The 20,064-nt window shown below is 67.9% G+C and carries 22 protein-coding genes; 13 read left to right on the plus strand and 9 right to left on the minus strand.

The annotated features are described in order from the left end of the window. Positions 1-118: 118 nt before the first annotated feature. Both LPA44_RS08070 and LPA44_RS08075 read left to right on the plus strand, forming a co-directional pair. On the plus strand, positions 119-370 hold the full coding sequence (locus tag LPA44_RS08070) for a DUF7127 family protein (protein ID WP_230889069.1): 252 nt from the start codon (positions 119-121) through the stop codon (positions 368-370). Further along, on the plus strand, positions 367-2,640 hold the full coding sequence (locus tag LPA44_RS08075; RefSeq protein ID WP_230889070.1) for a CDC48 family AAA ATPase: 2,274 nt from the start codon (positions 367-369) through the stop codon (positions 2,638-2,640). Before LPA44_RS08070 ends, LPA44_RS08075 begins: the two co-directional genes overlap by 4 nt. Positions 2,641-2,853: 213 nt before the next feature. On the opposite strand, the gene LPA44_RS08080 is transcribed toward LPA44_RS08075, so the two are convergent. From LPA44_RS08080 to LPA44_RS08090, 3 genes are all read right to left on the minus strand, one after another. Continuing rightward, entirely contained in the window at positions 2,854-3,696 is an 843-nt protein-coding gene (locus LPA44_RS08080) for a DNA replication complex subunit Gins51 (protein ID WP_230889071.1), read from the minus strand. After that, positions 3,693-4,868, minus strand: a complete 1,176-nt coding sequence (priS, locus tag LPA44_RS08085; protein ID WP_230889072.1) for a DNA primase small subunit PriS — start codon at positions 4,866-4,868, stop codon at positions 3,693-3,695. The genes LPA44_RS08080 and priS overlap by 4 nt, the downstream gene beginning before the upstream one ends. Before the next feature lie 166 nt (positions 4,869-5,034). Then, on the minus strand, positions 5,035-5,514 hold the full coding sequence (locus LPA44_RS08090) for a GNAT family N-acetyltransferase (protein WP_230889073.1): 480 nt from the start codon (positions 5,512-5,514) through the stop codon (positions 5,035-5,037). Positions 5,515-5,601: 87 nt separating this feature from the next. Between LPA44_RS08090 and LPA44_RS08095 the strand changes: the two genes are divergently transcribed. The 4 genes from LPA44_RS08095 to LPA44_RS08110 are packed head-to-tail and all read left to right on the plus strand — an operon-like array spanning position 5,602 to position 9,390. Continuing rightward, complete coding sequence (locus tag LPA44_RS08095; protein WP_230889074.1) at positions 5,602-6,366, plus strand: DUF502 domain-containing protein; 765 nt, start codon at positions 5,602-5,604, stop codon at positions 6,364-6,366. After that, positions 6,363-6,779, plus strand: coding sequence for an archease (locus LPA44_RS08100; RefSeq protein ID WP_230889075.1), 417 nt, complete (start codon positions 6,363-6,365; stop codon positions 6,777-6,779). The genes LPA44_RS08095 and LPA44_RS08100 overlap by 4 nt, the downstream gene beginning before the upstream one ends. 46 nt (positions 6,780-6,825) lie before the next feature. After that, a complete protein-coding gene (locus LPA44_RS08105; RefSeq protein ID WP_230889076.1) occupies positions 6,826-7,845 on the plus strand; it encodes a DoxX family protein in 1,020 nt (339 codons plus the stop codon). A gap of 45 nt (positions 7,846-7,890) precedes the next feature. Next, on the plus strand, positions 7,891-9,390 hold the full coding sequence (locus LPA44_RS08110) for an RtcB family protein (RefSeq protein ID WP_230889077.1): 1,500 nt from the start codon (positions 7,891-7,893) through the stop codon (positions 9,388-9,390). Here the strand turns inward: LPA44_RS08110 and LPA44_RS08115 are convergent, their stop codons facing one another. Further along, positions 9,391-9,819, minus strand: a complete 429-nt coding sequence (locus LPA44_RS08115) for a hypothetical protein (RefSeq protein ID WP_230889078.1) — start codon at positions 9,817-9,819, stop codon at positions 9,391-9,393. 200 nt (positions 9,820-10,019) lie between these two features. On the opposite strand from LPA44_RS08115, the gene LPA44_RS08120 reads away from it, so the two are divergent. Beyond that, positions 10,020-10,871 carry a translation initiation factor eIF-2B gene (locus LPA44_RS08120; RefSeq protein ID WP_230889079.1) on the plus strand — a complete coding sequence of 284 codons (852 nt, stop codon included), beginning with the start codon at positions 10,020-10,022 and terminating at the stop codon, positions 10,869-10,871. Between the two features lie 114 nt (positions 10,872-10,985). Next, positions 10,986-11,471, plus strand: a complete 486-nt coding sequence (locus LPA44_RS08125; RefSeq protein WP_230889080.1) for a hypothetical protein — start codon at positions 10,986-10,988, stop codon at positions 11,469-11,471. A gap of 29 nt (positions 11,472-11,500) precedes the next feature. Here LPA44_RS08125 and LPA44_RS08130 read toward each other — a convergent pair whose 3' ends face one another. The 4 genes from LPA44_RS08130 to LPA44_RS08145 all read right to left on the minus strand — a co-directional run bounded on the left by LPA44_RS08130 (position 11,501) and on the right by LPA44_RS08145 (position 15,045). After that, positions 11,501-11,698 (minus strand): hypothetical protein, encoded by a 198-nt coding sequence (locus LPA44_RS08130; protein ID WP_230889081.1) that lies wholly within the window; start codon positions 11,696-11,698, stop codon positions 11,501-11,503. 60 nt (positions 11,699-11,758) lie between these two features. After that, positions 11,759-12,817 (minus strand): HTH-type sugar sensing transcriptional regulator TrmB, encoded by a 1,059-nt coding sequence (gene trmB, locus LPA44_RS08135; protein ID WP_230889082.1) that lies wholly within the window; start codon positions 12,815-12,817, stop codon positions 11,759-11,761. Positions 12,818-12,897: 80 nt separating this feature from the next. Continuing rightward, positions 12,898-13,659 carry a proteasome assembly chaperone family protein gene (locus tag LPA44_RS08140; protein WP_230889083.1) on the minus strand — a complete coding sequence of 254 codons (762 nt, stop codon included), beginning with the start codon at positions 13,657-13,659 and terminating at the stop codon, positions 12,898-12,900. 39 nt (positions 13,660-13,698) lie between these two features. After that, positions 13,699-15,045 (minus strand): bifunctional metallophosphatase/5'-nucleotidase, encoded by a 1,347-nt coding sequence (locus LPA44_RS08145; RefSeq protein ID WP_230889084.1) that lies wholly within the window; start codon positions 15,043-15,045, stop codon positions 13,699-13,701. Between the two features lie 107 nt (positions 15,046-15,152). Between LPA44_RS08145 and LPA44_RS08150 the strand changes: the two genes are divergently transcribed. The 3 genes from LPA44_RS08150 (at position 15,153) to LPA44_RS08160 (ending at position 17,198) form a co-directional block, all read left to right on the plus strand. Further along, positions 15,153-15,389, plus strand: coding sequence for a DUF5816 domain-containing protein (locus LPA44_RS08150; RefSeq protein ID WP_230889177.1), 237 nt, complete (start codon positions 15,153-15,155; stop codon positions 15,387-15,389). 43 nt (positions 15,390-15,432) lie between these two features. Beyond that, positions 15,433-16,809 carry a serine hydrolase gene (locus tag LPA44_RS08155; protein ID WP_230889085.1) on the plus strand — a complete coding sequence of 459 codons (1,377 nt, stop codon included), beginning with the start codon at positions 15,433-15,435 and terminating at the stop codon, positions 16,807-16,809. A gap of 80 nt (positions 16,810-16,889) precedes the next feature. Then, positions 16,890-17,198, plus strand: coding sequence for a DUF7116 family protein (locus LPA44_RS08160; RefSeq protein ID WP_058983725.1), 309 nt, complete (start codon positions 16,890-16,892; stop codon positions 17,196-17,198). Positions 17,199-17,214: 16 nt separating this feature from the next. Here LPA44_RS08160 and LPA44_RS08165 read toward each other — a convergent pair whose 3' ends face one another. Next, positions 17,215-18,399: a pyridoxal-phosphate-dependent aminotransferase family protein gene (locus tag LPA44_RS08165; RefSeq protein ID WP_230889086.1), complete on the minus strand. Its 1,185-nt coding sequence runs from the start codon at positions 18,397-18,399 to the stop codon at positions 17,215-17,217. 100 nt (positions 18,400-18,499) lie between these two features. Between LPA44_RS08165 and LPA44_RS08170 the strand changes: the two genes are divergently transcribed. Beyond that, positions 18,500-19,045, plus strand: a complete 546-nt coding sequence (locus LPA44_RS08170; protein WP_230889087.1) for a mechanosensitive ion channel domain-containing protein — start codon at positions 18,500-18,502, stop codon at positions 19,043-19,045. Between the two features lie 65 nt (positions 19,046-19,110). Beyond that, positions 19,111-20,040, plus strand: a complete 930-nt coding sequence (locus LPA44_RS08175) for a metal-dependent hydrolase (RefSeq protein ID WP_230889088.1) — start codon at positions 19,111-19,113, stop codon at positions 20,038-20,040. Positions 20,041-20,064: the final 24 nt, after the last annotated feature.

Genomic DNA, 20,064 nt, shown 5'->3' on the forward strand with positions numbered 1-20,064 from the left:
CGCCAAAACACCTACGGAGGTGTGAACCGCAATTCTACCTGTAGTACCATCGCCGAACCGTCCCCCACCGATCGCCGGTAAGTTTATAAGTGTGCACGGGTAACTTTACGTTAGTTAGATGAACCCGAAATCCTTCACCGAGCAACTCGACGCGCCGGCACGACGGTTCGACTACGGCGACGAAACCGTCCTCGTCGCGGACCTCGGGGTCGCCGACGATGCGGTCTCGATCGACATCGTCGACGAAACGGTCATCCTCGTCGTCGAAACCGACGACGAGCCGCACCAACACGAATTCGACGTGCCCGCGGGCACGGTCGCGAAAGCGCTTATCAACAACGGCATCGTCACCGTCGAGGTGGAACGATGAAACTCACGGTCAAGCCGCTCAAGCAGAAGGACGCAGGCCGTGGACTGGCCGCCATCGACCGCGCGGCGATGGACGAACTCGACCTCGAGAACGGCGACTACGTCGTCCTCAGCAGCGACCAGGGTCGCGCCGTCGCTCGCGTCTGGCCGGGTTACCCCGAAGACGAAGGCGAGGGCATCGTCCGCATCGACGGTCGCCTCCGCCAGGAGGCCGACGTCGGCATCGACGACAACGTCGCCGTCGAACCCGCCGACATCAAGCCCGCGACCGCCGTCACGGTCGCGCTCCCGCAGAACCTCCGCGTGCGTGGTGACATCACGCCGATGGTGCGCGACCGCCTGAGCGGCCGCCCCGTCACCACCGGACAGACCATCCCCATCTCCTTCGGTTTCGGTGGGATGAGCACGGTCTCCGGGCAACAGATTCCCGTCAAAATCGCTGACACGGACCCCGACGGCACGGTCGTCGTGAGCAACGACACCGAGATTCAGGTCTCCGAGCAGCCCGCCGAGGAAATCGCCGCGGGCGCTCCGGCCGGCGAAGGCGGCGACAGCACCCCGAACGTCGCCTACGAGGACATCGGTGGCCTCGACCGCGAACTCGAACAGGTCCGCGAGATGATCGAACTACCGATGCGCCACCCCGAGCTGTTCCAGCAACTCGGCATCGAGCCGCCGAAAGGCGTGCTCCTCCACGGGCCGCCAGGTACCGGGAAGACGCTCATCGCGAAGGCCGTCGCCAACGAAATCGACGCGCACTTCCAGACCATCTCCGGCCCCGAAATCATGTCGAAGTACTACGGGGAGAGCGAGGAGAAGCTCCGCGAAGTCTTCGACGAGGCCGAGGAGAACGCCCCCGCTATCGTCTTCATCGACGAGATCGACTCCATCGCGCCCAAGCGCGGCGAGACGCAGGGTGACGTCGAGCGCCGCGTCGTCGCCCAGCTGCTGAGCCTCATGGACGGGCTCGAAGAGCGCGGCGACGTCACGGTCATCGCGGCGACCAACCGTGTCGACGCCATCGACCCCGCACTCCGCCGCGGCGGCCGCTTCGACCGCGAAATCGAAATTGGCGTCCCGGACAAGGAGGGCCGCAAGGAGATTCTCCAGGTCCACACGCGCGGCATGCCCCTCGCCGAGGAGATCGACATCGACGCGTTCGCCGAATCCACGCACGGCTTCGTCGGCGCGGACATCGAGAGCCTCGCGAAGGAAGCTGCGATGAACGCGCTCCGGCGCGTCCGTCCGGAAATCGACCTCGAAGCCGACGAAATCGACGCCGAACTCCTCGAATCCATCCAGGTCACCGAGGACGACTTCAAGGCCGCGCTGAAGGGCATCGAACCCTCCGCGCTCCGCGAAGTGTTCGTCGAAGTCCCGGACGTTACCTGGGACCAGGTCGGCGGCCTCGAAGACACCAAAGAACGCCTCCGCGAGACCATCCAGTGGCCGCTCGACTACCCCGAGGTCTTCGAGTCCATGGACCTCCAGTCCGCGAAGGGCGTCCTGCTGTACGGCCCGCCGGGCACCGGGAAGACGCTGCTCGCGAAGGCAGTCGCCAACGAGGCCAACTCGAACTTCATCTCCGTGAAGGGGCCCGAACTCCTCAACAAGTACGTCGGGGAGTCGGAGAAGGGCGTCCGCGAGGTCTTCGAGAAGGCACGCGCGAACGCCCCCACGGTGGTGTTCTTCGACGAGATCGACTCCATCGCCGGCGAACGTGGCTCCAACATGGGCGACTCCGGGGTCGGCGAACGCGTCGTCAGCCAGCTCCTCACGGAACTGGATGGCATCGAGGAACTGGAGGACGTGGTCGTCGTCGCGACGACGAACCGCCCCGACCTCATCGACAGCGCGCTGCTCCGTCCGGGCCGCCTGGACCGCCACGTCCACGTTCCCGTCCCGGACGAGGACGCACGCCGCGCCATCCTCGAAGTCCACACGCGGAACAAGCCGCTGGCCGACGACGTCGACCTCGACTACCTCGCCAGCGAGACCGGGAACTTCGTCGGCGCGGACATCGAAGCGCTCGTCCGCGAAGCCACGATGAACGCCACCCGGGAGTTCATCAACTCCGTCGACCCCGAGGAAGCCATCGAATCCGTCGGTAACGTCCGCATCACCGCCGAGCACTTCGAGGAAGCGCTCTCGGACATCACGCCGAGCGTCGACGAAGACGTCCGCGAGCAGTACGAAGAACTCGAAGGAAAATTCGAGAAGGCAGCCACCCCCGAGGAAGAAGAACCCACGACCCCCGGGGCGTTCCAATAGTACCTTTTTGCAGCGCTCGGCGCGCGAAGCGCGCCACCGCTTGCAAAAATCTACGCTAAAAAAGCCCGCTCGCCGTAGCGAGCGGTGAAACGCGCAGCTCTGCCGCGCGTATGCTGCTGACTTACCCACTCCTTTGCTGTTCACCCCGCTTGAGCAGCCGCGACGCTATTCTCGATAGAATACAGTTTCGGCGCTAAGCCCGGCGAGCCGCTGTTAGTCCAGTTTCTCGGCGGCGTCCTTCTCGACGAGTGGCTTCGCGTTCTCCTCGGGGAGCGTCACGATGTCCTCGGCTTCGAGCGTGTACGGGCGTTCGTCCACGCCGAAAATCTCGCCGACGTCGTCGGTCACGCGCACCTTCGTCCGGGTCACGTCCTCGTCGGACTCCGTGTCCTCGACTGCCTCCTCGTCGTCGGCGACGCGTTGGAGGTTTTCGGCGATGGCTTCGGGTGGCTCCGGTTCGGCAGGCACGCGGTCTGATTCGGGTAAGTCCTCGCCAGCGTCCGGCTCGGGGGCTGGCTCCGCGTCCGCGTCGTCGAGTCCCCCACCCATCGCGGCCGCCGCAGACGAATCCTCGGCGGATTCGGGCGTCCGGTCTGTCGGCGTCTGGTCGGCGGCGTCGCCGAGCGGTCCCGTTTCGGAGCTCTCCGACTCGGTGCTCGTCGGTTCGGCGTCACCGGAGATGACGTCGAGCACGTGATTCTTGTTGGACTCGATACGCTCGACGAGGTCGCCGTACAGGGCGCGCTCCTCGTCGGTAAGCCCTTCTGCGTCGTCGGGCATCCCCGCAGCCGCGAGGCTCGCCTGCTTGACGAGCTTGCCCATGCGGCGCTCGTAGATGGCTTCCGCGACCTGCTCGGCAGTCTCGACCTTGTCCGTGAGCTCCTGGACCTCGGGGTCGCCGAACGGGTCGTCGGCCGCGCTCGCGGCGGCCTCCCGGCGGTCCTTGAGCTCCGCGATGTACTCCGCGACGTCGGCGTAGAACGAGTCCCGAAGCTCCTGGAGGCCGTCGGTCGCGCGCTCCCGAGTCTGGGCCGCCCGTAAGTCTTCGAGGTTCATTGCTTGGCTTTCTCCGCGGTGCCGCGGGCCATCAGGAAGACGCCCGCGTACTCTGGGACCGAGACGACGCCCGGTCGCACCGTAAGCGTTTCCCCGAGCAGTTCCAGCGTGCGCTCCTCCTGGACGTCGACGGTGATATCGTGGCCGACGAACGTCTCCGGGACGGCGTCCACCAGCGGGTCGAAGTCGTCCAGTTGCTCCCGTGTGAGCCGCTGGACCTCCAGGCCGCTCCCACCGTGCAGCGTCCCGGGCAGCCGAATCAGGCGATTCGTGTCCGTCGTCACGGGCTCGTCGATGGGCGCGTTCTCCGCCTCGACGGTCTCCGCGACGTACTTTCGCGCAACCTTCAGGAATGCCGGATGCACGTCGACGTTTCCCGCGCGCACCGCCTCGGTGTTATTCGCGACGGCGTTGTAGATAGCGCGCGCGGACTTCTCGCCGACGCCCTCCATTCCGGAGAGGTACTCGACGGCGTCGTCCTCGCCGCGCTCCAGTAGGTCGTCGGCGAACTCGCCGAGGCGCTCGGTGACCCGACGCCCCCAACCGCCGTCAGCGGGGAGCACGCGCTTGTTCGTCGGATTCTTCAATCCGAGTCCTTCGACGGTCTCCTCGCGCACGAGCGAGTCGAGTTCGAGTTCGTTCCCGCGCACGTAGTCCACGATTTCCCGGCGCTGCTCGCGTTCAAGGTCGTGAACGCCCTCGTCACGAACGTGTACGTGGTATCCCCGGCCGCCGGAAAACGTCACCGTGAGGTCCTCGAAGCCGAAGTCGCGTTCGAGGAAATCCAACAGTCGGTAGAGCGCGTCCTTACACTTCGCGAGCATCTGCGCGTACGTGTCCTCGCCGAGCGTCACGCTCGGCAAGTGGTCGGCGTCCAGGTCGAAGACCAAATCGGACCCCAGCCAGTTCTTCTGCTCCATCGTCGACGCACCCGGCGTCTCGTAGAACCCCGCCGAGAAGTAGACGTGGCGGGGTCGCTCCCGTTCGAGGAACGCCGACGTGTTCCCCAAATCGAGCGTGGACTTGTGCCGAACCATCGTCGTGTCCGGCCCCGACGTCCACGGAATGTACCCCCACTCGCGGTCGTCGGCACGCGGCGGGAGCTGTACCTCCGAGCGGCGATAGAAGTCGCCGAAGCGCCCCCGGAGATACGCGCGGGTCCGTTCCTCCATAGCGGGAAACGCGTACGCCGACCGCGGGTAAATGCGTGTCGTCTCTCTCGTCTGTGTGATGATGCAGGACGTAGAGCGGACGTTATTTTCGACGCCCGAAAAGCCCCGACGTCGCTGTCGAAGCGGTAGCTACGCGAAAAGCGGGCTACACAGTCAGACGCGAGAACTACCGTCCACGCAGCAGTTCAGAAATCCGATCCCGGATGCGGGCGCGGTCGCCGAGGCGGAGGTAGTAGGCACCCTCGCCGTCCTCGTAGTAGTTCGAGATGTCGCGTTCGACGCTGAAGCCGAGGTGTTCGTAGAACGAGACCGCGCTCTCGTTGCTCTGCCGGGCGTGACACGAGGCTTTCCCGGCGTCCTCCGTGACGCGCGCGACGAGTCGTTCGCCGTAGCCTTCGCCGCGGTACTCGGGGGCGACCGCGAGAAACAAGATATAGCCGTCCGAGCGCGCCGCCGCGAAGCCAACCATGTCGTCGCCGTCGAGGAAACAGTAGACCGTCGAGCGACGGTAGGCGTTCGCGAAGAACCCGCGTCGCTGCTTGAGGAGGCCTTCGTCCTCCCGGATGCGCTCTTTGAGGTCCCACGCTTCGTCGAGGTGCTGGTCGCGCCCCGGTGGAACCACGCGCTTGTCGACTGTGACGCTCACTGAGAGGGGGTAGCAGGCCAGCGAATATAATTCCACCGTCGGCGGACGCCGAAACCCTTTCACGCGTCGTCGGCGTCTCCGCGAACGATGCTAGGCGGTAGCCGCCCCGACGGCGAGGCGATGCAGCGCGCCAGCGAGTCCGCGTACGACCGCGTCCGCGAGGCTGCGCTCACGGGCGTCACGGTGGTCGTACCGCTGCTCGTGACGCTGTACGTGCTCTCTATCGCCGTCGGCGTCGTCGACGACCTCCTCGAGCCGCTCGCACAGGTGCTGAACAGCACGAACGTCGCGCCGAACGCCTCCGAGATGATCGTCGACCTCGTCGGTGTGTTCGTGGTGGTCGCAATCACGGTTCTCGTCGGGTTCGCGGCGTCGTTCCGATCCGGAGAGCGCGTGCTCGCGTACTTCGACGCGGCGCTGGAACGCATCCCGGGCGTAGGTGCCGTCTACAAGAGCTTCCGGCAGATGGGCGACGTGATGGTCGACGGCGAAGCGGACAACTTCCAGTCCGTGAAACTCGTGGAGTTCCCCCATCAGGACGCGTACACGCTCGGATTCCTGACGACAGAGACGCCGAGCGCCATCGAGGACGCCGCCGGCCACGAGGAGATGCTGACGCTGTTCCTGCCGCTCGCGCCGAACCCCGTGATGGGCGGCCACCTCACGCACGTCCCGGCCGAGCGCGTGATGGACGTCGACATGAGCGTCGAGGAGGGGATGCGCGCGGTCGTGACGATGGGCGTCGCGGTGTCCTCCGAGGCAGGCGCGACCGAGGGGCTCTCACGGGAGCGCCTCGAACGGCTGACTGGCGAGGAAATCGCGCCGACGCAGACGCCGGAGGACGGCGAATGAGCTACGAGCTCAGAGAACACACCGCCGACGTCGCCGTCGAAGCGACCGCGGACAGCCTCGGTAACGTGTTCGCGGCGGTCGCCGAGGGCATGGCGGCGGCGATGACCGAGGAGACGCCGGACACGGGGAGCCGGTTCACGTTCGAGGAGCGCGCCGAGAACCGTGAGGCGCTGTTGTTCGACTACCTCGACCGCCTCATCTACGAGCGCGACGTGCGCAACGTCCTCCCGGTCGACCACGACGCCACGGTCAGCAAGGAAGGCGGTGAGTGGGTCGTGGAGGCGAGTGCACTCGGCGTCCCGCTGAACGAGGTCCACGCCCGCGACCTCAAAGCCGTCACGTACTCCGAGATGGACCTCTCCGAGCGCGAGGAAGCAGGCGGGTGGCACGCGTACGTCGTCTTCGACGTTTAATCCGGACTGGCCGACCTTTTTGCGTTCGCGACGCGTTGGCGACCGTATGTTCACAGGCACAGGTCTCGGTCACGTCGACTACGTCGTCGAGGGCGCGCCGACGGTTCGCGCGGTGGAGTTCCTCGTGGAGGTGCTCTCGAACCCGTTGAACGCCGTGCTCCTGCTCGGTGGCGCGCTCTCGGTCGTCGCCGGCATGGTCGCGTACATCAAGTACAAGCCGGCAGCGGCGGACGTGCGCGCGCTCCGCAGCACGCTCGAGGACTACCACGCGTTCCTGCCGTGGATGCTCCGACTCGCGGTCGGCCTGCCGCTGGTCGGCGCGGGGTTCGCGGGCTACTTCTTCTCACCGTCGGTCGAAGCGCCGACGCGCATCCTCCAGGTCCTCATCGGCTTCTTCCTCCTGTTCGGGCTGGCAACCCGCGCGGTCGCGCTCGTCGGCCTGCTGGCGTACCTCACGGGGCTCGTGCTCCGCCCCGAGCTCGTGCTCGCCAGCGAGTACATCGGCGGATTCCTCGGCGTGCTCCTGCTGGGCGCCGGCCGCCCCAGCGCCGACCACTTGCTCCAACAGGTCGCCGCCGCGAGAGGGACAATCTACGGTCGCTTCGACCCGCTGCATCCGCTCGTCGAGAAGTTTAACGATATTGTCGGTCCCTACGAGCAGTACGCGCCGACGGTCATCCGGCTCGGTGTCGGCTTCAACTTCGCGCTGCTAGGGTTCTGGGAGAAACTCGCGAACCCCGGGATGGCGCTGGCCGTCGTCGACAAGTACGATCTCACGGCGGTCGTCCCCGTCGACCCCGGTATGTGGGTCGTCGGCGCCGGCCTCACCGAACTCGCCGTCGGCATCTGCCTGTTCGTCGGGCTGTTCACGCGCGCGACTGCCGCGGTCGCGTTCGTCGTGTTGACGACGACGCTGTTCGGGCTGCCGGACGACCCCGTGCTCGCGCACATCACGCTGTTTGGGCTCTCCTCGGCCCTGTTCGTCACCGGCGGCGGCCCGCTCTCGCTGGACGAACGGCTCGCCGCGGTCTCGGAGTACTCGCCGCTGGCCACCTCGACGGAGTAGCGCCCAGACGAAACGTATTCCCGGGCTCCGCGCCCATCGCCGAGTATGAACACGTTCGACGCCGACGGCGTCACGCTCCGAGAAGTCGAGGACGACGTCTGGGAGCTCGAACGCGACGACGAGATGCGGGTACCCGCGCGCATCTTCGCCAACGAGACGCTGCTCGAAGACATCCAGAACGACAAAACCCTCGAGCAACTCCGGAACGTCGCCTGCATGCCTGGCGTGGTCGCGCCCGCGCTCTGCATGCCCGACGGCCACCAGGGTTACGGCTTCCCGGTCGGCGGCGTCGCGGCCTTCGACGCCGAAGACGGCTACATCTCGCCCGGAGCCGTGGGCTTCGACATCAACTGCGGCGTCCGGATGGTGAAGACGAACCTCACCTACGAGGACGTCCGCGGCCGCGAGGAGGAACTCGTGGACGCGCTGTTCGACGCCGTCCCCTGCGGGCTCGGCGGCGGTGGCGTCCACGACGGCACGCACACCGACCTCGAAGCCGCGCTCGAACGCGGCGTCGACTGGTGTCTCGAAGAGGGCTACGCGGTGCGCGAGGACCTCCTGCACTGCGAAGACGAAGGCCGCCGCCCGGACGCGGACCCTTCGGCCATCTCGAAGAAGGCCAAGGACCGCGGCGCGAGCCAGATGGGGTCGCTGGGCTCGGGCAACCATTTCCTTGAAATCCAGCGCGTCACCGACGTCTACGACGACGAGACCGCCGACGCGTTCGGTCTCGACGAGGATCAGGTCGTCGTCCTGATTCACTGTGGCTCGCGCGGGCTCGGCCACCAAGTTTGCTCGGACTACCTCCGGCGCATCGAACAGGAGTATCCGGACTTCACCGACAACCTCCCGGACAAGGACCTCGCGGCGGCACCCGCGGGCTCCGAGCTCGCCGACGACTACTACGGCGCGATGTGCGCCGCCATCAACTTCGCGTGGGTGAACCGCCAACTCATCACGCACGCCGTCCGCGAGACATTCGCGGACGTCTTCGACACCTCTTGGCAGGCCCTGGAGATGGACCTGCTGTACGACGTCGCGCACAACATCGCGAAGAAGGAGTCTCATGACGTGTACGTCACCGAGGACGGCTACAGCCTCAACGGCGACGGCGGCCGCGTCCAGCGCGACCTCTACGTCCACCGGAAGGGCGCGACGCGCGCGTTCCCCGCCGGCCACCCGGACGTGCCGAAGGCGTACCGCGACGTCGGCCAGCCCATCATCATCCCCGGCAGCATGGGCGCGGGCAGCTACATCCTGAAGGGCGGCGCGCAGTCGCTGTCGCGGTCGTTCGGCTCGACGGCACACGGCGCCGGCCGCCTGATGAGCCGGACGCAGGCCAAGCGCGAGTACGGCGGCGGCGAGGTGCAAGCGGACCTCCGCGAGCAGAACGAAATCTACGTGAAAGCCGCCTCCGGCGAGACCATCGCCGAGGAAGCCCCCGGCGTCTACAAGGACGTCGACGAGGTCGTCGGCGTCTCCGACGCCCTCGACATCGGCGACCTCGTCGTTCGCACGTTCCCTATCGCGAACATCAAGGGGTAGTTACCGCGAGAATCCCGGGCCGTTCGGTCCCTGTGGCCCGCTCGGTGCCATGCCTTCCGCCAACTGCACGTACTCGGATTCGGGTTGCCCGCTGACTTCCTCGCCATTCTCGTAGCGCACGAAGTTCAAGTAGAACGGCTCCCCGCAGCCCGGCTCGCCGTCCGCGTCTGACTCGGGTGGATGTGACCACGCCGCAGCGTCCGCCCCACAGACGAACTTCACGCCGTCAGCGTCATCGCTCTCGTACGCTCGCGGTTCGTCACCGCTCGCGGATTCCGCGAAACTACGTTCCGCGCCCTCGTCCGCGGGCGAGACGTACGTCCACCCCTCCAGCGGGAACGGCGTCACGGACTTGTCCGCGAGGTAGGGGTCGCGGTCCAGCTCGGCGACGGCGCCACAGCGAGGACAGTAGTACGACACGTCGACCATACCCTGAGTTGGGCGGCCAGCGGTTTGAGTGTCGCGCCGTCGTGCGACGAGTGCGTTCCGTGGAAATCCACGAATACCGGCCTGGTGGACTGTGAGGGCGACGACGCCGCGAGCGGCGCGCAGCGCCGTTCGCGGGGGAGGAGGGCTTACGAGTGGCTTACTCCGGAAGACATTAGGACGGACCCACGGATGCATCGGGTATGATAGACGAGACTGCCGAGGAGATTCGCGAGATGCGGACCCACTCCTCCTCGGTCGTCGCCGTGAAAGCCGCTCGCGCGCTCCGGGACCTCATCGACAACGACTACCCGACTGTCGAGGAGTACGTGCGGGCGCTGGAGCGAAACAGCAACGCGCTCCGGCGCGCAAACCCCTCGCACGCGTCGCTGGTGACGACCCAGCGAGACATCGTCGAGCGGGTGCGGGACGCGGAGCCGGCGTCGGTCGTGGAAGCGAAGGAACTCACGGCCGCGGCTATCGACGATGTCGTGGAGTCCGTCGAGCAGGCGAAACACGAGGCCGCGGCGACGCTGGCCGAGCGCGTCGAGGACGGCCAGACGCTGCTGACCCACGACTACTCCTCGACGGTGCTGGAGGCGCTGGAGACGGCCGCGCAGGACGGCAAGCACCTCGACGTGTACGTGACGGAGGCCCGACCCCGACACCTCGGCCGGAAGACCGCGCGGACGCTGGCGGCCATCGACCGCATCGAGCCGACGCTCATCGTGGACGGTGCGTCGGGCTACTACCTCCCGGAGTGCGACCGGGTGCTGCTCGGAATGGACTGCATCGTCGACGACACGTACTACAACCGCGTCGGCACGTACCCGCTGGCCGCAGCAGCTAACGATACGGGGACGCCCGTGACGGTCGCGGGGTCGAGCGCGAAGCTCGTCGACGAGGGGTTCCGCTTCGAGAACGACTTCCGGGACGCCAGCGAGGTCATCCGCGAGCCGCCGGAGGGCTTCGACGTGAAGAACCCGGCCTACGACGCGACGCCGACGCGGCTGCTCGACTCGGTCGTGACTGACGAAGGCGTCCGCGAGTTTTAATCGGAGTGGCTGGCCCGTTCCGCCACGCGACCCCGGCCGGGTGCGAGCGCACGAGCGGGCGCAGCGCGTGAGGCTTGCCGGAACGGCTAACGGCGTGGCAGCGAACGAATAGGTATGCGGCATCTCGACGCCGACCGGGTCTGGAACCACCTCGCCGGTGACCGTCACCCCCGGCGACTCGTCGTTCTCTCCGCTATCACCCTCGTCAGCGTCGCGTCCGTCGCGTTTCTGCTCGGACTGAACGTCAGGTTCTACGAGTTCTCGGGTTGGCTCGTCATCGTCCCCGGGATTGCCGTCGCCGGCGGGATTCTCGGTGCCGGTCTCGTGCCGACCATCGGATCGCTGTGGCTCGTCGGCGTCTGGGGGTACGTCTTCCCGCCGCTGATCGGATACGTCGCCGGCGAGTGGACGGGCGGCGGTCGATACACCTCCCCGAGAATGCTGGGGTTCGCGTACGGGTCCGCCCGCGCCGAACTCCTCGGCGGCGTCAAGACAAGCCTCAACTTCGGGCTGGTGCTCGCGGTCCTCCTCGGCGTCCTCGGCTACGCCACGGGCTCCGCCGTCAGTTGGCTGGCGACGCACGTCCGGTCGTCCCAATAATGGGCCTCGTATCGCGAGAAAGCGAGGATTCAGCGGCCGTACAGCGCGTACGAGAGCACGAGAAAGCAGACGACGGCACCGCCGACGAATCCCACGAGCGCGCCGTAGGGCACATCGGCGTTCCCGAGAACTGCTGCGAGAATCCCGCCGGCGAGCGCCGACGCCAGCAGGAAGGCGGCACCTGTCTGCCAGCGCTCAACGAACGAGACGGTGGTCTCGTCTGTCATAGACCAGAGTCTGGCTGACGTTCGCGTAAGTGTACCGACGAATCTACGCGAACGAGAACGCTACTCCCGCGGCGGATTGTCGCGGGCGAGCGTGATTTCGTGGGCTTCAACGTCCTCGTAGGCGGCGACGCGACCGCCGATCTCGACGCGGCCCGCGTCGGTGTCGAGGACGAGCGTTGCAACTTCCTCGGTCTCCTCGAACTTCGTCTCGGCGACGCGGCCGCGGTCCGTGCGCGCGTCGCCGCTGAGCACGTCGCGGCCGTGGACGGTCGCGTACACGTCGCCGTCGAGCGTCCGGATGTCCTTCACGCAGCGCCGGATGGAGGCGTACGTCCGCGGGAGTTCGATGTCGGCGGCGTTGCTCTCGTAGAGGGTGTCGTTGGCGGTCGACCAGATGACGGTGCCGAAGAAGCCCGAGACGAGGAAGCCCAGCGCCGAGCGGTTGAAGATGACGCCGTACTTCTCGGGGTCATCGCGGACCGCGCCCTGTGTCGCGTAGACGGAGTACTGGCCGTCGGCGACGGCGACGACGGGCGTGGTGACACCACGCCGGCCGCGCGCGGTGGTGGCGATCTCACCGTAGTCGAAGTCGTCGGGGTCGGGGGCGTTGCGGACCGGCGTGACGACGAGGTCGACGCTGACGCCGCGGTCGCGGGCGGCCGCGAGGTCGTCCGCGAAGCGGTCGAGCAGCCCCGGCGTCAGCGAGCAGACCAGTTCGAACTCCGCGCTGTCGATGACGTCGCCGAAGTAGCGCAGAATCGTCGACCGGGACTTCACCAGCGACACCGCCTCCGTCTCGCGGGCGGGCGTGGTGTACGCCTCCTCGAGGGAGGCGACCATCTGTGCGAAGTTCGTCTGGAGGTCCGCGAACGCCTCCTCGGGGTCGATGGCGACCACCTTCATCGGCCGGGACTCGCGGAGCTCGACGAGCCCGCGGTCGCCGAGGCTCCGCACCGTGTCGTACACGCGCGGCTGGGGAATTTCGGTGCGGTCGGCGATTTCGCTGGCGGTGAGTTCGCCGTGCTGTAGCACCGTGAGGTACGCCTCGATTTCGTACTCGCCGAGGTCGAACCCCGCGCCGACTCGTTCGACCGTCTCGCGGAGGTCCTCGTCGCTCATACCGCCACCCACGGTGACCCCGCTCTTTTACCCTGCGGTCGGCGGTCGGTGACGCGACACGTTCGACCGGCGGCCCGCGCCTACATGTACATCCGGTCGTCGGGTTGCTCGTCGTCGTCGGCGCGTTGGACGCGCTCGCTCAACTCTTCGTAGTGCTGGGCGACTTCCGCCGCGAACGCTTCGAGGGGGGCGGTGTCCACGTCGAGGTCGTAGACGTCGCTGACGGCGTCCACGAGTCGAATCGCGGCTTCGACGTCCGGCGCTTGCGCGTGGACCGGCGTCGTGTACACGCACGCCCGGCGGTCGCTGTCGATGCCGTGCGCGAGTAGTTCCGCGTTCACGCCGTCGAGGAAGCCGTTGCCCATCGGCGGCACGTCCGCGTCTTCGAGGCGGGCTTCCTGGTAGTCGTCGGTCGCGATGTAGAACGTGCGGTGGCCGTCGGGGCCGTGGGCGACCGGAACGCCCGACAGCACCGCGGTCTCTTGGACGTCGTTGTCGTCCAACCACGTCCCGAGCGCGCTGCTGAACGCGCCCGACACGGAGACTGGCACGAACAGTTCGCCGACGAGCACGGTGACGTCGACGTCGGGCTTCGAGAAGAAGCGCGTGTGGTGGCGCGGCGTCCCGTTCTCGAACGGCGTAATCGCGGGGAGGCCCTCGACGGCGACGTGGCCGGTCTGTTCGAGTTCGAGGTGGTCCACGAGGAAGTCCGCGGCCGTCAGGCCGGCGAGCCCGAATTCGGAGAACCCACAGAGGAGTGCGTCGCTGGGCTTGGTGTCGTGCGTGAACTCGAACTCGGGCTCGCTCCGGGTGGGGGCGGTCCCCGTAGCGTCGTCTGCCATACCGGGACGACGGCAACCAACCCCTTATCCGTTGCCCGGTCAGTCGTCGGCGTGCATCGTGACGCGCCCCTCGATTTCGGGGTCGATGCCGTGTTCGCGGGCGTACTCCGCAAGCACCTGGTGTTGGATGCCGAGGCGGTCGACGCGGTGGGCTTCGTCGAGCGCGGGGAACTCGTCGTCCGTGTAGAAGAGGTAGTCGGTGGTCGCCAACGTGTACGTCGCGCCGGGGTCGACGGGCTCGCCGGCGACCCGGACTTCCAGCAGTTCGTCGGTGGTCTCGTCCCACGTGAGTTCCGCGCCGGAGACGTGAGCGTGCCACCAGTCGGGTTCCGCGAAGCCCAGCGACCCGCCCTTCGCGCCGCGGAACACGTCCAGCAGTTCCGCGCCCGTGAGTTCGGCGACGGAGACCGACTCCTCAAAGGGGACGACGCTGACGAGGTCCGCGACGGTCACGTCGCCCGCGATGGCGGGGCCGTCGCGGACGCCGCCGGAGTTCTGGAGCGCGACGTCCGTGTCGGCGGCCCACCGGTAGGCGTCCGCGACGAAGTTCCCGATGCGGGACTCGCCGCGGAACAGCGTCGACTCGGTGCGCTCCATCGGCTCCGCGACGTGGCCGACGGTGTCGTTCAGGCCAGTCTCGGCCATGCGCTCGCGGAGGCGCTCGGCGAGTGGTTCGTAGACGGGCGCGTCGGCGACGACGTGGCGCGTGACTTCGCCGGCTTCGAGGTCGACTTCGAGAACGACCTCCCCGCCGGAGCCGGGGCGCGTGAGCAGGGTGTCGTCGAGGCGTTCGACGCGCTCGGCGGGGATGTGGCCGCCCAGCACCGCGTCCACGTCCGTCGTAGCGGCGAGTTCCTCGTCGCCGCGGCCGAGGTGCGAGAGAGCGACTACGTAGTCCGCGCCCGCCTCGCGGAGCTGTTCGCTGGCCTCCCGCGTCGCCTCGATTGGGTCGGTGACGGTGAGGTCGCTCGCCATCGGGTTCAGCGACGGCGTGGCGTCGTCGAGCACGCCGAGGAAGCCGACGCGTGCGCCGTCGACCTCGACGATGGTCCACGGGTCGACGCCAGCGACGCGGTCGCCGTCCCGGTAGACGTTCGCGGACACCCACGTTTGCGGGGAGTCGGCGACGATTTCGCCGGTGACGTCGGCGCCGTAGTCGAAGTCGTGGTTGCCGAACGTCTCCACGTCGGGCTCGACGGCGTCGTAGAGGTCCAGTGCCTGCCGGCCCTCGGTCACCAGCGAGAGCACGCCCGGGGCCGTGTTGTCGCCCGAGCCCGCCGCAATCGCACTGCCGCGGTCGCGCAGCACGGACGCGAGCTGGCCGGCCTTCGTGGGCGAGTCGTAGACGTTCTCCAAATCGGAGTAGTGGAAAATCCGGACCGCCATTATCGAATTGAAGGCCCGCAGCGGGGAAGAGCGCTTCGATGAGCGGCACTCCCGCCGCGAGCGCGGGGACGGACAGGGCTAAATGCGGGAGCCGGCTACTGGTGAATATGCTTACGGTGGCGAGCGACGACGACACCCTGTACGTCGCGGAAGACGAGGGGCAGCGCGGTCAGGACGGCCCGTTCTACGTGGTCTACCGGACAGAGGACCGCGAGGGCCGGTACGGCTTCTACTGCTCGAACTGCGAGTCAATCGACGTCGCAATGGACTCGATGCGCCGCATCAAGTGCAACGGCTGCGGGAACTTCACGAAGCCCGAGGAGTGGGACTCCGCCCACGAGTAGCCACAACCCGAGTTTTAACCACTGGGTCGGCGATTGCGCAGCCATGAGCCGTAGCTGCACGCTCGACCCCGAGACCCGGGACGCCGTGGAGTCGTTCGTCGGCGAGTGGCTGATCGACGAGACCGTGCCGAGCGCGGGCGTCGCGCTCGTGGACGGCGATGACGTGGTCTACGTGGACGGGTTCGGGGCGCGCGACCTGGAGTCGAACGCGCCCGCGACGCCGGACACGCTGTACGGGATCGCGTCCATCACGAAGTCCGTGGCGGCGACGAGCGTCCTCCAACTCGTCGACGACGGCCACCTCTCGCTATCGGACCCAGTGACCGAACACCTCCCCTACTTCGAGGAATTAGCGGAGTCGCCGACGGTCCACGAACTGCTCTCGCACACGTCCGGGATGCCCAGCGACGGCGCGAGCGTCACCCTCATCGCCCGGCTACTCGGCGAGGGGACCGAGACTGCGCCGTTGAGTTCGGACGCGGACTTCCGCCGCCACGTCCGGGAGTCGACGGACGAGCGCGCGGCCGGCGAGCGGTTCTTCTACTACAACACGGGCTACACGGTGCTCGGGAAACTCGTCGAAGCAATCGACGGGCGCTCGTTCCCCGAGTACGCCCGCGAGGAGGTGCTGGCACCGCTCGGGATGGACCGCTCGGTCGTGCGCGGGGACCCAGAGGACTACGACGACGCGATGACGCCGTACCGCATCGAAGACGGCGAAGTGACGTGCGCCGACTACCCCGTGAAGGGCGTGGGTGCAGCGGGCGGCATGCTCAGCACGGCACGTGACTTCGCGACGTACCTCCAGTTTGCGATGCACGGCGACGAGTCCGTACTCCCGGACGCGCAGCGCGAACTGGCGCAGGCGGCGCAGGCGACGCGCACGGAGCGCCTCGACGGTCCGGACGAGCGATACGGCTACGGTTGGATGCGGCGACCGTTCCTTGACGACGACCTCGTCGGCCACTCGGGGACGCTGACCGTGACCTCGGCCTACCTCGGCTTCCTCGAGGACCGCGAAGTCGGCGTCGCGGTCGCGTGCAACACGGCGCCGGACGTCCACCCGATGTACGTCGGGCCCGCGCTGCTCGCGCTCGTGGAGGGCGAGGACCCCGAGGACGTGGTGTCGTTCTACGCGCTCCGCGCGAAGTGCCGGCGTGTCGCGGGCACCTACAAGTCGTTCCGGAGCGCCGCGACCGCCGACGTCGAGCCGGCGGCTGGGAGCCTCGACGTGACGCTGTCGACGGCGCTCGGCGAGGAGACGCTGACCGCGTTCCCGGAGACGACCGCCCGCGACGACTACCAGTTCTACACCGTCTCGGCGGGCGGCGACCGCGTGCCACTGACGTTCGAACCGACCGATAACGGTGGGTTGGACTGCTACTACCAGCGGTGGCGGCTCCACGAAACTAGCGACTGAGACGCGCTGGCCTCGGCAATTCTGAACTGTTACCATGCGGCAGGAAAACTTATTACCTAGTCCCCCAACGGTACGAGTGCATGGGGACTGTTACCACCCCTCCCGACGAGCAGGCCCGGTCGATATTCGACGACCTCGGGTACAGCCTCGCTGGAGACGGCGCGGAGTTCTCCGCCACGCGCGACTGGAAAGAGATACGCGTGACAGCCGTCACAGACCGAGTCGAGGCCGACCACGACAGCGGTTATCGCTGTTTCGTGACGTGGGCCGAGAACACCGACGCGCTCGAACGACAGCTGCGTCGGCTCGACCCGCCCTACGAGTGGGCGGTGATGGGTGTCGAGGAGGACGGTGACTACGAAGTAGCGCGCGCCCCGCCGGTCAGTTAGGGGCGCGTCGGTTTTTCTATCGGAGCGCTTCCCGCGTAGCGGCGAGCCCGGCAGCCGCGTCCACGTCCGCGCCCAGCGCGTCGAAGGCGTCCGCGAGCGCGGCGACGACGAGTGTGACGTTCTCCGGGCGCGCGCCGTGGCCCATACAGCCGATGCGGAACACGTCGCCCTCCAAGGCGCCGAGGCCGGACGCGATTTCGAGGTCGTAGTGGTCGAGCACGTAGTCGATGACCTCGCCGTCGTCGACGCCCTCCGGGACGCGCACGGCGTTCAGGCTCGGCAGCCAGTAGTCGTCCTCGGGGTTGAGGCCGAGGCCCATGGCTTCGACGCCGGCCTTCAGCGCGCCCGCGATTCGCTCGTGGCGCGCCCAGCGCTGTTCGATGCCCTCCTCGGCGACCAGTCGCAGCGCCTCGCGGAGCGCGTACACGTTCGAGACGGGCGCCGTGTGGTGGTACGCGCGCTCGTCGCCCCAGTACCCTTCCAGCAGCGAGAGGTCCAGATACCACGACCGCGGGTCCGCCTCGCGGGAGAGCACCTTGTCCATGGCGTCGTCGTTCAGCGTCAGTGGGCTCGCGCCCGGCGGACAGGACAGGCACTTCTGCGGGCCGGAGTACGCCGCGTCGATGCCCCACTCGTCGACGCGGAGTTCGACGCCGCCGAGGCTCGTCACGGTGTCCGCAATAACGAGCGCGTCGTGCTCGTGAGCGATGTCCGTGAGTTCGGGGACGTTCGTCTGCTTCGCGCCGGTAGACGTCTCCGCGTGCACGAACCCGAAGACGTCTGGCTGGTGCTCGGCGAACGCGTCCGCGACGTCCGTGGGCTGGAGCGGCTCGCCCCACGGCGCGTCCACGCGCACGACCTCGCCGCCCGCGCGACGCGCCATTTCGGCCATGCGGTCGCCGAAGTAGCCGTTTGTCGGCGCGAGGAACGTGTCCCCGGGCTCGGTGAGGTTGCCGATGGCGGCTTCCATCGCGGCGGAACCGGTCCCCGAAACGGGAATCGTCCACTCGTTGTCCGTGCGGAACGTGTACCGCAGCAGTTCCTGGGTCTCGTCCATGATGTCCACGAACGACGGGTCGAGGTGGCCCACCAGCGGCGTACTCATCGCTTTCAGTACGCGCGGGTGGACCGGGCTCGGCCCCGGCCCCATCAGCGTTCGCTGCGGCGGCGACAACTCTCCGACGTCTGGCGCGTCAGTCATGTCCGAACCCCAGACGGGCGTTAGCAAGAAGGTTCGGGAATCGGCACCACGAGTCCCGTCCAGCGGCAGGAGTTACGTGCCCGGGCCGCGATGGGCCGGTATGCAGCCAGAGTCGCCGTCGTCGCTGACCGACCTCCTGAACAACACCGTCGACGAGTTCGTCGGCAACGTCGCTAGCGCGCTCCCGCGAGTTCTCACGGGGCTGGTCTTCCTCGTGCTCGCGGCGATTCTCATCCGCGTCATCGCGACCGCTGTGCGCGTCGTCCTGCGACAGGTCTACCCGGACCAGCCGATTTACGTCCAACTCGGCGGCACGCTCGCCTCGGTCGTGCTGTGGTTCGGCGCGCTGCTCGGGTTCCTGTCGGCGGTCGGCCTCCCCGAAATCGCCGCGGCACTCGGCACCGCCTCCGGCTTCCTCGCGCTCGGTGTCTCGTACGCGCTCTCGGGGATGCTCGCGGACGCTGTCGCCGGCATCTACCTCCTGCGCGACCCCGACTTCAACCCCGGCGACACGGTCGTCGCCGGCGACGTGACCGGCGTCGTCACCGCCATCGAACTGCGGAAGACCCGCTTCCGGGTCGACGACGACACGGTCGTGCGTGCGAACGCCGACGTCGAGAAGAAGTGGACGAAGAAGGCGGAGTGAGGCGCGAACGCGGCGTGCTAGCGGGGCACCCGCGAGTTTATCCCGCTTCGTAGAGTACTTCGGGTATGTTCGTAGGGCACGCGATGTTCGCGTTCGGCGTCGTCGCGCTCGCTGCCACCCGATTCGGGGCGTCCCGCGAGCGCGCGCTCGCCCTCGGCGTCGCCGCCGGCCTGTTCGCCGCCGTCCCCGATGTCGACATGGCCTACGCCCTCGTCGGCCTCGTCGCCGTCGACCCGACGAGCCCCATGGCCGTCGCGCAGTCGTTCTGGGGCGCGTCGACGGTCGTCCATCGCGCAGTCACGCACTCGCTAGTCGTCGCCGTGCCCGCGGCCGCAGCGTTCGCGCTCGCGCCAACCCACCGCCGGATTGCCGCGGCCGCCCTCGCCGCGCTCGTCGGCGTCGTCGCCGCGTTCTCCGGCCCGCTCCCCGCGGTCATCGTCGGCCTGTTCGCGGCCGGCGGCTGGCTCGTCACGCGCGCCGCCCACGCCTACCGCGTCCGCGGTACCAGTCTGTTCGCGGTCGCACTCGTTGGTCTCCTCAGCCACCCGTTCGGCGACCTGTTCACCGGGGAACCGCCGGAGCTGCTCTACCCGCTCGACGTCACCGTCTTCGACGGCCGCGTCGCGCTGTCCGCCGACCCGACAGTCCACCTGCTGGGTGCGTTCGGCGTCGAACTGTTCGCCATCTGGCTGGGCGTCGCCGCGGCGCTCTGGCTCACCGGCCACCGCTTCACCGATCACGTGAACTCGCGGGCGGCGTTCGGCGCCGCGTACGCCCTCGCTGTACTCGTGCTGCCACCGCCGACGATGGACACTTCCTACCACTTCGTGTTCAGCGTTGTCGCCGTGGGATTCGTCGGCGTCGTCCCCGCACCGAAACTCCGCCAGCGCTCGCTGACGCTGCCGTCGCTGCCCACCGCGATAGTGACCGGGCTGGCAGCGGTCACGCTCGCCGCGCTCGCGTATGGCGTCGCGTACACCACGGGCCTCGCGTAACTGTTCTCCAGCGGCCTCAGCACT

This window comes from Halobacterium sp. KA-4 (assembly GCF_021028995.1).
GTDB lineage: Archaea > Halobacteriota > Halobacteria > Halobacteriales > Halobacteriaceae > Halobacterium.